This window comes from Halopseudomonas phragmitis, assembly GCF_002056295.1.
GTDB lineage: Bacteria > Pseudomonadota > Gammaproteobacteria > Pseudomonadales > Pseudomonadaceae > Halopseudomonas > Halopseudomonas phragmitis.
Map to the genome: position 1 here is coordinate 1,006,344 of NZ_CP020100.1, position 14,601 is coordinate 1,020,944.

Consider the following 14,601-nt stretch of genomic DNA (forward strand, 5'->3'; position numbering starts at 1 on the left):
TGACCTGTTCTGGACACGCCGTGAACCCATCCCTGGGGGCTTGACGATGCCCGTCCAGGGCATCGACAGTCCAGAACAGGTCAGCGCCAACCGGGCAACCGGGCTTACGTGCAATTAATCAGTACTTCCTTAAGCGTTTACCACACTCAGTTGAGAATCGACCAACGGCCATCCTTAAGCCGGACAAACTCCATCTGCGTGACCTCGCTCTTGCGCCCGATCATCGGCCGCGTAGCGTCGATTTCCAGATCACAGCGATATACGTTCTGGCGTACTTCCTCGCAGCCGATTACATGAACACTGTGCACTTCAGGGGTGATCGCCCGTGCCAGATCACCGCCAAAGGCCCCACCCAGCGCTTCCATTTGCTGGGTGATATTCTCACTTTCGGCCCTGATCAAGGCCTCAACATCCGCACTTGAAGGCCCCTTGGAGCAGCCGGCCAGCACCAGCGCCAGTGCCGCAGCGCCCAACAGCTTAAAGCTCACCACGCTCATCTCAGGGCCTCCGAATCAGACGTCGAGGTTGGATACCGCCAGGGCATTGCTTTCGATGAACTCGCGACGCGGCTCGACGTGATCACCCATCAGGGTGTTGAAGATCTGGTCGGCAGCAATAGCATCCTCGATATTGACCCGCAGCATCCGTCGGCTTTGCGGATCCATGGTGGTCTCCCACAACTGCTCGGGGTTCATCTCACCCAGCCCCTTATAGCGCTGAATGCTGTGCCGGCGTGCAGTCTCATTCATCATCCACTCCAGCGCTTCCTTGAAGGTGCTGATCAGCCTCTTCTTCTCGCCGCGCTGAATATAGGCGCCGTCTTCGAGCAGGCTTTGCAGCTTTTCACCCAGCTCGGCCATGGTCCGGTAATCGTTACTGGCAAACAGGTCGCGGTTGAAGGTGAAGTAGCTCGACAGACCGTGACTGATCGACTCGACTTCCGGCAACCACAAATGCCGCTCGCGGTCTTCACGCAGGTTGACCCGGTATTCCTGACCCGATTTCTCACCCTGTTTGACCCGCTGTTCGAAGCCAACCAGCCAGTTTTCCATGAACGGCTTGTCGGCCAGGTTGTCCAGACTCAGACGCGGCAGGTAGATGAAGTGCTCCATCAACTCTTCCGGATACAGGCGCGACAGGCGCTTGAGGGTCTTCATTACCGAGCGGAATTCCTGCACGATTTTTTCCAGACCTTCACCGGTAATACCCGGGGCATGTTCGTTGACGAACAGGTAAGAGTCTTCCAGTGCCGACTGGGTCAGATACTCTTCCAGCGCCTCATCATCCTTCAGGTACTGCTCCTGCTTGCCTTTCTTGATCTTGTACAGCGGCGGCTGGGCAATATAGATGTAGCCCTTTTCGATCAGCTCCGGCATCTGCCGGAAGAAGAAGGTCAGCAGCAGGGTACGAATGTGCGAACCGTCGACGTCAGCATCGGTCATGATGATGATGTTGTGGTAACGCAGCTTGTCGATATTGAATTCTTCCCGACCGATACCGCAGCCCAGGGCGGTGATCAGCGTGCCGACCTCAGCCGAGGACAACATCTTGTCGAAGCGGGCCTTCTCGACGTTGAGGATCTTGCCCTTGAGCGGAAGAATGGCCTGGGTTCTGCGGTTGCGGCCCTGTTTCGCCGAGCCACCCGCAGAGTCACCCTCCACTATGTAGAGTTCGGACAGGGCAGGATCCTTTTCCTGACAGTCAGCCAGTTTGCCCGGCAACCCGGCAATATCCAGTGCACCCTTGCGCCGGGTCATTTCCCGGGCCTTGCGCGCCGCTTCACGGGCGCGAGCGGCATCAATCATCTTACCAACCACTGCCTTGGCCTCACCGGGGCTTTCCAGCAGATAATCGGCGAAATATTTGTTCATTTCCTGCTCGACCGCAGTCTTCACCTCAGACGAGACCAGCTTGTCCTTGGTTTGCGAGGAGAACTTGGGATCCGGCACCTTGACCGAAATGATCGCGGTCAGGCCTTCACGGGCGTCATCACCGGAGGTGTTGACTTTCATCTTCTTCAACAACCCTTCCTGCTCGATATAGGCGTTCAGCGAGCGGGTCAGGGCGCTGCGGAAACCGGCCAGGTGGGTGCCGCCATCGCGTTGGGGAATGTTGTTGGTGAAACACAGGATGTTTTCGTTGAAGCTGTCGTTCCACTGCAGCGCCACCTCAACACCGATTCCATCCTCACGCTGGAGGTCGAAGTGGAACACGCTGTTGACCGCACTCTTGTTCTGGTTCAGGTATTCGACAAAGGCCCGCAAACCACCTTCGTACTTGAAGGTTTCAACCTTGCCACTGCGCTCATCTCGCAGGTTGATGCCGACCCCGGAATTGAGGAACGACAGCTCGCGCAAGCGTTTGGCGAGAATATCCCAGCTGAAACTGATACTGCTGAAGGTCTCGGCCGAGGGCTTGAAATGGATCTGGGTGCCGGTGGTCTCGGTGTCGCCTACGGCCTTCAGCGGCTCCTGAGGGACGCCATGACGGTACTCCTGCTCCCAGACCTTGCCCTGGCGACGAATGGTCAGGGTAAGCACCTCTGACAGGGCGTTGACTACCGAGACCCCGACACCGTGCAAACCGCCGGATACCTTGTAGCTGTTGTCGTCAAATTTACCGCCGGCATGCAGGACGGTCATGATCACTTCAGCAGCAGACACTCCTTCCTCGTGGATATCCACAGGAATACCACGGCCGTTGTCGCGTACAGTGATCGATTCGTCGGTATGAATGATGATATCGATGTCGCTACAGTGGCCGGCGAGTGCCTCGTCAATGGAGTTATCGACCACTTCGAACACCATATGGTGCAGGCCGGTACCATCATCCGTATCACCGATATACATACCGGGGCGTTTACGGACCGCATCCAGGCCCTTCAAGACCTTGATACTGGATGAATCATAGGCATTGTTGTCGGTCATTTCGTCACTCCAGACATTAACCAGTCTGCACAATTCGGCCATGTTCCACGTGGAACATGGACACCGGTGTTTCAGTTTTCCAGCTACCAGCCAACTGCTCAGCCTCAACACAGCTAATGAACACTTGGCAATTCAATCCTTCAAGCAGGCGACACAGAGCTTCGCGGTGCTGGCCATCCAGTTCAGAGGGCAGGTCATCGACCAAGAAAACACAGTCCTGTTGCCGTCCACTGGCCTTGAGCAAATGCCCTTGGGCGATTTTCAAGGCGCATACCACCAGCTTCTGCTGGCCACGAGACAATACGTCGACAGCATTCATACCGCGTACTCGCAAACGCAGGTCAGCACGCTGCGGCCCGGACTGGGTATGGCCCAATTGACAATCTCGCTCGAACTGCTGATCAAGCACTTCAGCCAGCCCACGCTCTTTGTCCCAGCCGCGGTAATAGCTCAAGCTGAGTTCATCAAGGGTTATCAACTGACCCAGCACCGTTTCAAACTCGGGCTTGAGCTGCTGTATATAGCCGCGCCGATAGTGGTCAATGCGTTCCCCCATTTGTACCAGCTCGGTTTCCCACGGGGCGAGCATGGAACGTTCCATTCTACCACGACGCAGCAGTGAATTCCGTTGCTTGAGGCTTTTTTGCAGTCGCTGCCAACTGGGCAGAAATTGATGTTCCACGTGGAACACACCCCAATCAAGAAATTGCCGGCGCTGCTTCGGTGCTCCCTCAAGCAAACGAAAACTCTCGGGGTTAATCAACTGCAGTGGCAGGGTTTCGGCCAATTGCGCCGTGCTGCGCACGCTCTGGCCATCAATCCGAATCTGATAATCCGCCTCTTTGCCTCGGGTAATGCCCATCGAGCGTTGAGCACCGGCATGCAAATTCAGGTCAGCAAAAACCGTGCACTGTTGCTGTTCATACTGAATCACTGGGTTGAGGCGAGTACTGCGGAACGAACGGGCCAGGCCCAAAATATGAATGGCTTCGAGCAAACTGGTTTTGCCGCTGCCGTTGGCGCCGGAAATGATGTTGATGCGTGGGGAGGGATGGAGAGTCACCGGGTGCAGATTACGCACCGCGGTGACTGACAGACGCTTTAATGGCATCGAGCGTTCAAAGACGCATAGGCATGACAACGTAGAGGCTGTCGTCAGACTCGGACTCCTGGATCAGGGCACTGCTATTGGCATCGGACAGGATCATCTTGATCTGCTCGTTGCTCAGGACGTTCATTACGTCCAGCAGGTAGCTGACGTTGAAACCGATCTCCAGCGAATTACCGCTGTAGTCGACCACGATATCTTCTTCAGCCTCTTCCTGCTCCGGGTTGTTGGCCTGGATTTTCAGCTGCGCTTCGCTGAGCATCAGACGAATACCACGGTACTTTTCGTTGGACAGAATCGCCGTACGGCTGAAAGCATTACGCAGCGTCTGGCGATCAGCCAGGATAATCTTGTCGCCACCGCGCGGCAGGACCCGCTCGTAATCAGGGAATTTGCCATCGACCAGCTTCGAGGTGAAAGTGAAGTCGCCGGTAGTGGCGCGGATATGATGGGTACCCAACACGATATTGACCAGATCGTCAGCCTCACCGAGCAGCCGCGCCAGTTCAAGAATCCCCTTGCGCGGAACGATCAGTTGATAACGTTCCTGGTAGTCGATGCCAGCATCGACAGTACACATGGCCATCCGGTGACCATCAGTTGCTACTGCGCGCAGTTGGCCCTTGTTGATTTCCAGCAACATGCCGTTGAGGTAATAACGCACGTCCTGCTGGGCCATGGCGAAACTGGTCCGCTCAATCAGCCGACGCAGTTTGCTTTGACCAATGGCAAAGCTCATGGCCCCCGGGCCGTCTTCAACATTGGGGAAATCGCTGGCAGGCAGGGTAGCCAGGGTAAAGCGGCTGCGCCCGGCCTTGATCAGGGCCTTGTTGTCTTCAACCTTAAGAGTCAGTACAGAGTCATCAGGTAGCGACTTGCAGATATCCATCAGCTTGCGCGCCGGTACGGTGATTTCGCCGTCGACCGCTGCCTCTTCCAGATTGATGCGGCCAACCAGTTCGACTTCCAGATCGGTCCCGGTCATCGACAGGGTATTGCCGTCAACCACCAGCAAAACATTGGACAACACGGGCAGGGTCTGTCTGCGTTCGACAACACCGGCCACCAGTTGCAGGGGCTTCAACAGGGCTTCGCGCGGGATGGTGAATTGCATAGTCTTCCTTCGACCTCGTGCAGGTTAGCAGGTTGCCGACGTGACCTCAGGTGGTCAGCGTCCTCAGCAAGTTCTTGTAATCTTCGCGGATATCAGCATCGGTTTCACGCAGCTCGGCAATCTTGCGCGTGGCGTGCAGCACAGTGGTGTGATCCCGCCCACCAAAAGCATCACCGATTTCCGGCAGGCTGTGATTGGTCAGTTCCTTGGACAGAGCCATGGCTACCTGACGCGGCCGCGCCACCGAGCGCGAACGGCGCTTGGAGAGAATATCGGCGATCTTGATCTTGTAGTACTCAGCCACAGTGCGCTGGATATTGTCGATACTCACCAGCTTATCCTGCAGCGCCAGCAAATCCTTGAGCGACTCACGAATCAGCTCGATGGTGATATCGCGCCCCATGAAATGGGCACTGGCAATCACCCGCTTGAGCGCACCTTCCAGTTCGCGGACATTCGAGCGAATGCGCTGGGCAATGAAGAAGGCGGCATCATGCGGCAGATCGATCCGCGACTGCTCGGCCTTCTTCATCAGAATAGCGACCCGGGTTTCCAGCTCCGGCGGCTCAACCGCCACCGTCAGGCCCCAGCCGAAACGCGACTTTAGCCGCTCTTCCAGGCCGTCAATTTCCTTGGGATAACGGTCACTGGTCAAAATCACTTGCTGCCCACCTTCAAGCAGAGCATTGAAGGTATGAAAGAACTCTTCCTGCGAGCGTTCCTTCTTAGCGAAAAACTGAATGTCGTCGATCAGCAGGGCATCGACCGAACGGTAGTAGCGCTTGAAGTCATTGATCGCATTCATCTGCAGCGCCTTGACCATATCTGCCACGAAGCGCTCAGAATGCAGGTAGACGATCTTGGCTGCCGGGTTCTTTTTCAACAGGTGGTTGCCAACCGCATGCATCAAGTGGGTTTTACCCAGGCCCACCCCGCCATACAGGAACAACGGGTTGTAACCATGCTTGGGGTTATCGGCGACCTGCCAGGCTGCCGCCCGAGCCAGTTGGTTCGACTTACCCTCGACAAAGTTTTCGAACGTGAAGCTGCGGTTCAGGTAACTGGTGTGCTTGATCAAAGCCGGCGCGGAGTTGTCACTTGCCTGGCCAGGCAAGGGCGTGGCCACTTCGGCATCGGACAATGGTGCGCCTTCTGGCTCAAAGCCCTGGGCACTGACCTGGGCCCGAGGGCGCACTGGTTCAGCTATCCGTTCCGGGGCTGGGGCGCTGGGGGCCGGTGTGGCCGCGGGCACTGGCGCTGGTTGAGTCCTGACAGGGGCCTGGACTGCCGCCGCGCTCCTGCGACTGCCAATCAGCAATGAAACCAATGGGGCCTGGCCCTGGGACAAATCATCGAGCAACTCCTGAATACGATTCAGGTACTTGTCATTGACCCAGTCCAGCACGAAACGGTTGGGCGCGTACAAACGCAGCTCGGTCTGATCCCCATCAACCTGCAGAGGGCGAATCCAGGTATTGAACTGTTGAGATGGTAGCTCATCACGCAAGAAGTCGATGCATTGCTGCCAGAGTGCAACAGACACAATATCCCCCGGTACTTGACCTTATACAACACGTTTCTGGGAGACGGAGGCGGCACATCGTGTGCGGCGTTTCTCGTCCTGACAAGCCATCCATTCTAGCGGTTCACCTTCGACTTATCCACACCAATCAAGCATTTACTGTAATTGGGCCAGAGCGTCGCAACACCACTTCGATAATCGTTCAATGCATCTGTGAACCACGAAATACGGGGCTCTTAAACCCTGTGGAAAACCCTTGATCAAGCCTGTGCCAATTTCCTTGAAGGGTTGTGCACAAAACCACCCTGTGGATATCAGTCACATTTATCCACAGAACAGTCACAAGCATCCAACCCGTGCCCCAACACCCTATCAACAACCTTATCCCTTGCCCTAAACCTGCATCCCCCCTGAGCCAGGGCAATCTATCCACAGTTCTAGCAGCTACTAAGAACAGTATTTATATTCATCTTTTAAACACATAGATTTTCTATTCTTTTTCTTTACTCACAACCACCGAATGAAATTGACCTGGGCGGGCGAATTCTCTAGAATTGCCGGTCCCTTGAAAGGGCTCATTGGCTCTTGTTGAACCACTCAGGTATCTGAAGATGAAAAGAACTTTCCAACCCAGCGTTTTGAAGCGCAAGCGTAACCACGGTTTCCGTGCTCGTATGGCCACCAAAAACGGTCGCCAGGTTCTGGCCCGTCGTCGTGCCAAAGGCCGCAAGCGTCTGTCAGCCTAAGACCCGGTTATCCAGGTGGATCTCGGGTTTGGCCCTGAATACAGGTTATTGACGCCTGGCCAGTTCAAGGCCGTTTTCGATGGAGCCACCTGCAAAGCCTCAGGACCCAGTCTGTTGTTGCTCGCTCGATTCAATGAGCAAGAGCATGCACGGCTGGGTTTGGTCATAGCCAAAAAAAATGTCCGGCGTGCCGTAGACCGTAACAAGGTCAAACGCGTGGCACGTGAGTCCTTCAGGCATCACCGTGCTGAACTGGGCAATCTGGATATTGTCGTTCTGGCCCGCCGCGGCCTGGGCGACCTTGACAGTCAGGCGCTGCACGCCCTGTTTCGGGACATGTGGCGCCGACTGATCAAATCGGCTGACAAGCACAAACGAACTCGCGAATCTGGACCCCCGTCATCCCATGCGTAGAGTCGCGCTCGGACTGATCAAGGTTTACCGCTACGCTATCAGTCCGCTGATGGCCAATCATTGCCGTTTCTACCCAAGCTGCTCCTGTTATGCCCAGGAAGCCATCGAACAACATGGCTTGCTCAAGGGCAGTCTGCTCAGCGCCCGTCGCCTGAGCCGTTGCCACCCCTGGAATCCCGGTGGCTACGATCCTGTTCCACCAGCGTCTGACAACCCTTCTTCCCAGATGGCCAACAAACCATGAACATGCAACGAAATATCCTTATTGCTGCCTTGCTCGTGATCACCTACCTCATGGTTTTGCAGTGGAACAAGGACTACGGTCAACCCGAACTGCCGCCGGCCGAAGCCGCTACCAGCCCGCTGCAGGGCAACGACCTGCCGGATCTGGCCACGGCTCAGGTTGATGGCGACGTACCCGAAGTCATCGAGCCCTCCGCCAACGAAGTGCCCAGCACCCCGGCAGTGCCTGTAGCCACCAGCAACGAATTGATCCAGGTACGCACCGACAGCATGCTGGTCAGCATCGACCCGCGCGGCGGTGATATCGTCGCCGTGGCCTTGCCGCAATACCCGCAGCGCAAGGACCGGCCCGACCTGCCGTTCCAATTGCTGGAGCAGAGCAGTGCCCGCACCTATGTCGCCCAGAGTGGCCTGATTGGCCCCAACGGCCTGGACGCCCGTGCCTCTGGCCGACCGCAGTTCAGCAGTGCCCAGACCCAGTACGAACTGGGCGACGCCGAAACCCTGGTGGTTGACCTCAACTATCAAGAGGGTGAGGTCAGCTACATCAAGCGCTTCACCTTCACCCGTGGCGACTATCTGGTCGGCGTCGAATACCTGATCGACAACCAGAGCGATGCTACCTGGACCGGCAACCTCTACGGTCAGATCAAGCGTGACCAGAGTGGTGATCCCTCCAGCACCGGTGCCACCGGCATGGCCACCTACCTGGGCGGAGCCTATTGGAGTGCTGACCGCTCCTATACCAAAGTCAGCTTCAAGGACATGGACAAGTCGCGGCTGAGCGAAACCGTTACCGGCGGCTGGGCAGCCTGGCTGCAGCACTACTTTGTCAGCGCCTGGATTCCCAGTGCTGAGCAGAACAATGTCTACCAGACCCGCAAGGATAGCCAGGGCAACTACATCATCGGCTTTATCAGCCCGGCCACCAGTATTGCCGCAGGCGAGCAAGCCAGCCTGAAAGCCGATTTCTACGCCGGCCCGAAAATCCAGGACCGCCTGGGGGAAATTTCCCAGGGCCTGGAACTGACCGTCGACTATGGTTTCCTGTGGTGGATTGCCCAGCCGCTGTTCTGGGTGCTGAGCATCATCCATGGCTTCGTCGGCAACTGGGGCTGGAGCATTATCCTGCTGACCATTCTGATCAAACTGGTGTTCTTCCCGCTGTCAGCCACCAGTTACCGTTCGATGGCCAACATGCGCCGGGTGTCGCCGAAGCTGCAGGCGCTGCGCGAGCAGCATGGCGATGACCGGCAGAAAATGTCCCAGGCGATGATGGAGCTGTACAAGAAGGAAAAGATCAACCCGCTGGGTGGCTGTTTGCCGATTCTGGTGCAGATGCCGGTGTTCATCGCCCTGTACTGGGTACTGATGGAAAGCGTGGAAATGCGTCAGGCCGAGTGGCTGGGCTGGATTGGTGATCTGTCGCTGAAGGACCCCTACTTCATCCTGCCGATCCTGATGGGTGTGACCATGTACATCCAGCAGCTGCTCAATCCGACTCCGCCGGATCCGATGCAGGCCAAGGTGATGAAGATGCTGCCGATCATCTTCACCTTCTTCTTCCTCTGGTTCCCGGCCGGTCTAGTGCTGTACTGGGTGGTCAACAACATCCTGTCGATCGCGCAACAGTGGTACATTACCCGGCAGATCGAGGGGGCGGCCGAGAAGGCCTGAAGCTGAACCCCGCGCCACGCAAACGCCCCGATCCCGGGGCGTTTTGCATTGAGGTGCCTTAAGTCGCACAGAGGATGCCATGAGCCGTTACCATGCCGATACCATTGCCGCCATCGCCACCCCGCCGGGGCAGGGTGGCGTCGGCATCATCCGCCTGTCCGGCCCGGCGGCACTTACGGTCGCCCGGCAACTCAGCCGGATCGAGCCCAAACCCCGCTATGCCCACTACGGCCCGTTCTGGCATCAGGATCTGGTGCTCGATCAGGGGCTGACCCTGTTCTTTCCCGGGCCACACTCATTTACCGGCGAAGATGTGCTGGAGCTGCATGGCCACGGTGGCCCGGTGGTCATGGATATGCTGCTCAAGGCCTGCCTGGATTGTGGCGCGCGGCTGGCCCGCCCGGGCGAGTTCAGTGAACGGGCCTTTCTCAACGACAAGCTTGACCTGGCCCAGGCCGAAGCCATCGCCGATCTGATCGAAGCCAGCTCCGAGCAAGCCGCGCGCAATGCCGTGCAATCGCTGCAGGGGGCCTTCTCCCGGCGGGTAGATGAGCTGACCGAAGCACTGATCCAGTTGCGCATCTATGTCGAGGCGGCGATCGACTTTCCCGAAGAGGAAATCGATTTTCTCGCCGATGGTCACGTACTCGGCCAGCTACACGCGATCCAGAACCAACTGACCCAGGTCCAGCGCGAAGCCGGGCAGGGAGCCTTGCTGCGCGATGGCATGACCGTAGTGATCGCCGGTCGGCCCAATGCCGGCAAGTCCAGCTTGCTCAATGCCCTGGCCGGCAAGGACAGCGCGATTGTCACCGACATAGCCGGCACCACCCGCGACATCCTGCGTGAACATATCCACATTGACGGCATGCCGCTACATATCATTGATACTGCCGGCCTGCGCGCCACTGATGATGTTGTCGAGCGGATCGGGGTGGAACGGGCGATGAACGCGATTGCCGAAGCCGACCGCATTCTGCTGGTGGTCGATGCCAGTCAGCCGGAAGCCGGCAACCCGGACAGTCTGTGGCCGGAGTTTCTTGACCAGCACCCGGACCCGGCGAAAATCACCCTGATCTACAACAAGGTGGATATCAGCGGTGAACCGGTTGGCCTGCAGAGCGCCGATGACGGTAGCGTAAGCCTGTGTCTGAGCGCCCGCAACGGCGAAGGGATCGAGTTGCTGCGCGAGCACCTGAAAAGCTGCATGGGCTTTGAGCAGACCGCCGAAAGCTTGTTCAGCGCCCGCCGCCGACACCTGCAGGCACTGGAACAGGCGGCCGAATTCCTCAGCCATGGCCACCAGCAACTGACCGTCCTGGGCGCCGGCGAACTGCTGGCTGAAGACCTGCGCATGGCGCAACAGGCACTGGGCGAGATCACCGGCCAGTTCAGTGCCGATGATCTGCTGGGGCGGATTTTTTCCAGTTTCTGTATTGGCAAGTAAGCCTTACTCCCAACCAGCCACTGCCGGCTGGCTGATCTGCCGCTGAACCAGGCAGCGACCATCACGCACCGAGGCCAGCACCGGCGACTGGTTGAGCAGCACCTGGTAGGGGTTGTGGCCATGGAGCACCATGCAACGGGCCGGCCGGCCAACGGCAATGCCATAGTCACTCAGGTTAAGCGCCGCTGCGCCGTTATCGGTCACCAGCTCAAGCGCGCTTTCGATTCGTTCTATGCCCAGCATGTGACAGGCATGCAGACCAACATCCAGAGTGCGCAGCAGGTTGCCATTGCCCATCGGGTACCAGGGGTCGCGGATCGAGTCCTGGCCAAAGCAGACCTTGAGTCCGGCATCCAGCAGCTCCGGCACCCGGGTGATGCCCCGGCGCTTTGGATAACCATCGAAGCGTCCTTGCAGATGCAGGTTCTCGGTCGGCAGCGCGACAAACCGCAACCCGGCCTTCTGCAGCAGGCGGAATAGGCGGCTGCAATAGGCCTGGTCATAGGAGTGCATGGCGCAGGTGTGGCTGGCGGTGACCCGGCTACCGTAATCACGGCTCAGGGCTTCGGCTGCCAGCACTTCGAGAAAGCGCGATTGCGGGTCGTCGATTTCGTCGCAGTGCACATCTACCAGACAATCGTGGGCCTGGGCCAAATCCATCAACAGCTTGACCGACTCGACCCCATAATCACGGGTAAACTCGAAGTGCGGGATTCCACCGATCACATCGGCGCCCAGCTCCAGCGCACGGCTCATCAGTTCCGGGCCCTTGGGAAAGGACAGAATGCCTTCCTGGGGAAAGGCCACAATCTGCAGATCGACGAAATCCCGGACGCGCTCGCGCACCTCGACCATGGCCTGTAGGGCCGTCAGTTGCGGGTCGGTGACATCGACATGGGTGCGTACATACTGAATGCCATGCGCAGCGAACAGTTTGAGGGTCTGCTCGGCACGCCCTATCACGTCCTCACGGCTGAGCAGCGCCTTGCGCTCAGCCCAGCATTCGATACCTTCGAACAGCGTACCACTGCGGTTCCAGCGCGGCTCACCAGCGGTCAGCGCCGCATCCAGATGAATATGCGGCTCAACAAAGGGCGCACTGACCAGATTGCCCCTGGCGTCCAGTTGCTCTGCACTGGCGTTCAGCTCGCCAACCTGGGATTCGATGGCGCTGAAACGGCCGGAGGCCATGCGCAGGGTATACAGGCCGTCGGCACCAACCAGACGGGCATTGACGATGGCTTCAAGATGCGGGGTCATGCGGGGTCTCCAGATTCAGGCGTGGTGACGCCGGCTCGCGCAGCAGAGCCAGAGCCAGCGTCAGGGTGTAGATATCATCGATATTGCCGGGCTCAAGCCCAGTCAGGGTAAACAGCTTGTCCAGCCGATAGCGCAGCGAGTTGCGGTGACAACCTAAGGCATCGGCCGCCGCCGTCAGGTTGCCCTGGTGCGCCAACCAGGCTTCCAGACTGCTGGCCAGTTGTTTCAGCAACTCCAGATGCTGGCCAATAAAAGGGTCGATCAGGGCCAGGCGCTCCTCAGGCTCGCCCACCCGCAACTGCAACCGCTCGAGCAACGAGCCGGCCTGCTGCTCGGCCAGACGCCGGGCCTGCTGTTCGCGCTGCACGATTGCCCGGCTGATGGCTTCGGTCACAGTCACCATGGGCAGCGAGTATGGCTGCTCCAACAGCGGCATCTGCAACTGATCGGCCAGGCGCAACAAAGCCAGCGGCAACTGGCCGATATAGACATCACCGGTCAGAATCACCAGGCCTGCGATCTCGGTACGCGCCGCCTCATACAGCAGCTCAAACAGGTTGCTCTGATTGTGGTGCCGACCAATCCCGGTAATGAATACCAGTTCCCCTCCTTTGATCCAGGGGCCAAAGGAGCGATTCTCGGCAACATAGGGCCAGCGTACCAGCCGCTCGCTGCCGGCAGCCCCAGCGCGCAGGCGGATCCCCCCTAGGCCAGGCAACTGCGACACTTCACGACAGCGCAGACCCATCATCCGGCACTGCGCAGCAACGCGGCACGACGTTCACGCACCCCGGCCACTGCCAGTTCGATCAGGACATAAGACAACGCCGCAACCAGCACCCCAACCAGTGGCGCGATCCAGGCTGAAGCATAGGCAACCAGCGAACCCAACGCATAGGCTGTCAGCCCGACCAGATTGAAGGCCGGCAATCGGGCTGTGCCAATCTCCGGATAGCGCCCCCGCCAGGACACGAAATAATTGGCCATGATTACCCCACCGACCGGCGGAATGAAGGTGCCGAGCAGAATCAGAAAGGGAATCAGCCAGGCGTACATCCCCAGCACCGCCAGCAGAGTACCGATAGCCGCACCGACCAGGGTAATGGTTCTGCGCCGCTCGGTACGCAACAGATTGCAGCCGGCCACGGCAAAGTTGTAGACGGTATTGTCCTGCGTGGTCCACAGATTGAGAAACAGCATCAGGATCCCCAGCGTTGCCAGCCCCTGGGCCACCAGAATATCGACGATATCAGCCTGTTGATAGACCAGTGCGCCAAAGGCCCCCACCAGCGTCATCAAGCCATTGCCCAGGAAAAAGGCAGCCAGGGTTGCCAGTACCGCGGACTTGCCCGAACGGGCGAACCGGGTCCAGTTGGTCGCCTGGGTACCGCCGCTGACGAAGGTACCGAACACCAGGGTAATGGCGGCAGCCACACTCATCTCGGTACTGGGGATCACACTGCTAAGCCCTGACAGCCCGCCAGCATCGGAGGCAGCAATCGTCAGACTGACGGCAACCAGAATGATCATCGCCGGCACGGCAAAACGCGACAGCAGGTCCAGGCCCCGATAACCAACAAAGGCACTGACACAGAATCCAAACCCGAACAACACCATCAACGGCAGGGTCAGCCCCTCAGGCAAACCGGTCATCTTGACCAGCAGCAAGGCCATGGTAGCGGTCCCCCAGGCATACCAACCGATCTGGGTGAAACCAAGAAGCACATCAGACAACTTGCTGCCCAGTTCGCCAAAGGCGAACCGGCTCATCAAGGCGGTGTTCAACCCAGAGCGGGCGGCAATATAGCCCAGCACCGCCGCGTAACAACCCAGCAACAGGTTGCCGATCAGCAGAATCCACAACATGGTGGAAAAGTCGAAGGCCGTGCCAATACTGCCGCCAGCCCACATGGTGGCGGTAAAGAAGGTAAAGCCCAGCAGCACAAAGCCCATCGACCACAGGCTTTTTCTGGCCTGAGCCGGCACAGGCTCCAAGGGGTAGTCCTGGTCTGCAGTCACATGCGTATCAGTCATCACGGTATCTCCCTATTCTAAAAGGGGCATGGGTTGCGTCAGCGCCCCGCCACGGTTCAGTCCCTTGGGCATTTGCAATGGCTGTGCCACGGGCCAGTTTAGGTTGCCC

The 14,601-nt window shown here is 58.2% G+C and carries 13 protein-coding genes; 5 read left to right on the forward strand and 8 right to left on the reverse strand.

Going from position 1 to position 14,601, the window contains the following annotated elements; genetic code table 11:
• Nucleotides 1–146 precede the first annotated feature (146 nt).
• From BVH74_RS04685 to dnaA, 5 genes are read right to left on the reverse strand one after another with little or no spacing between them, the layout of a single operon-like run.
• Nucleotides 147–497: a hypothetical protein gene (locus BVH74_RS04685; protein ID WP_080048946.1), complete on the reverse strand. Its 351-nt coding sequence runs from the start codon at nt 495–497 to the stop codon at nt 147–149.
• A 15-nt stretch (nt 498–512) separates the two neighbouring features.
• On the reverse strand, nt 513–2,927 hold the full coding sequence (gene gyrB, locus BVH74_RS04690) for a DNA topoisomerase (ATP-hydrolyzing) subunit B (RefSeq protein WP_080048947.1): 2,415 nt from the start codon (nt 2,925–2,927) through the stop codon (nt 513–515).
• A gap of 16 nt (nt 2,928–2,943) precedes the next feature.
• Entirely contained in the window at nt 2,944–4,038 is a 1,095-nt protein-coding gene (gene recF, locus BVH74_RS04695) for a DNA replication/repair protein RecF (protein ID WP_080048948.1), read from the reverse strand.
• Nucleotides 4,039–4,045: 7 nt separating this feature from the next.
• On the reverse strand, nt 4,046–5,149 hold the full coding sequence (gene dnaN, locus BVH74_RS04700) for a DNA polymerase III subunit beta (RefSeq protein WP_080048949.1): 1,104 nt from the start codon (nt 5,147–5,149) through the stop codon (nt 4,046–4,048).
• A gap of 46 nt (nt 5,150–5,195) precedes the next feature.
• Nucleotides 5,196–6,692 carry a chromosomal replication initiator protein DnaA gene (dnaA, locus tag BVH74_RS04705; protein WP_080048950.1) on the reverse strand — a complete coding sequence of 499 codons (1,497 nt, stop codon included), beginning with the start codon at nt 6,690–6,692 and terminating at the stop codon, nt 5,196–5,198.
• 590 nt (nt 6,693–7,282) lie between these two features.
• Here dnaA and rpmH point away from each other — a divergent pair.
• The 5 genes from rpmH to mnmE all read left to right on the forward strand — a co-directional run bounded on the left by rpmH (nt 7,283) and on the right by mnmE (nt 11,198).
• Nucleotides 7,283–7,417 (forward strand): 50S ribosomal protein L34, encoded by a 135-nt coding sequence (rpmH, locus tag BVH74_RS04710; RefSeq protein ID WP_080048951.1) that lies wholly within the window; start codon nt 7,283–7,285, stop codon nt 7,415–7,417.
• A 15-nt stretch (nt 7,418–7,432) separates the two neighbouring features.
• A complete protein-coding gene (gene rnpA, locus BVH74_RS04715; protein WP_080048952.1) occupies nt 7,433–7,831 on the forward strand; it encodes a ribonuclease P protein component in 399 nt (132 codons plus the stop codon).
• Complete coding sequence (gene yidD, locus BVH74_RS04720; protein WP_080048953.1) at nt 7,824–8,075, forward strand: membrane protein insertion efficiency factor YidD; 252 nt, start codon at nt 7,824–7,826, stop codon at nt 8,073–8,075. The genes rnpA and yidD overlap by 8 nt, the downstream gene beginning before the upstream one ends.
• Nucleotides 8,072–9,751 carry a membrane protein insertase YidC gene (gene yidC / locus BVH74_RS04725; protein ID WP_080048954.1) on the forward strand — a complete coding sequence of 560 codons (1,680 nt, stop codon included), beginning with the start codon at nt 8,072–8,074 and terminating at the stop codon, nt 9,749–9,751. Before yidD ends, yidC begins: the two co-directional genes overlap by 4 nt.
• 79 nt (nt 9,752–9,830) lie before the next feature.
• Nucleotides 9,831–11,198: a tRNA uridine-5-carboxymethylaminomethyl(34) synthesis GTPase MnmE gene (mnmE, locus tag BVH74_RS04730; RefSeq protein ID WP_080048955.1), complete on the forward strand. Its 1,368-nt coding sequence runs from the start codon at nt 9,831–9,833 to the stop codon at nt 11,196–11,198.
• A gap of 3 nt (nt 11,199–11,201) precedes the next feature.
• Here the strand turns inward: mnmE and codA are convergent, their stop codons facing one another.
• The 3 genes from codA to codB are packed head-to-tail and all read right to left on the reverse strand — an operon-like array spanning nt 11,202 to nt 14,492.
• Entirely contained in the window at nt 11,202–12,458 is a 1,257-nt protein-coding gene (gene codA, locus BVH74_RS04735; RefSeq protein ID WP_080048956.1) for a cytosine deaminase, read from the reverse strand.
• Nucleotides 12,442–13,209 (reverse strand): PucR family transcriptional regulator, encoded by a 768-nt coding sequence (locus BVH74_RS04740; protein WP_205890201.1) that lies wholly within the window; start codon nt 13,207–13,209, stop codon nt 12,442–12,444. The genes codA and BVH74_RS04740 overlap by 17 nt, the downstream gene beginning before the upstream one ends.
• Nucleotides 13,206–14,492, reverse strand: a complete 1,287-nt coding sequence (gene codB, locus BVH74_RS04745) for a cytosine permease (RefSeq protein WP_080048958.1) — start codon at nt 14,490–14,492, stop codon at nt 13,206–13,208. Before codB ends, BVH74_RS04740 begins: the two co-directional genes overlap by 4 nt.
• Nucleotides 14,493–14,601: the final 109 nt, after the last annotated feature.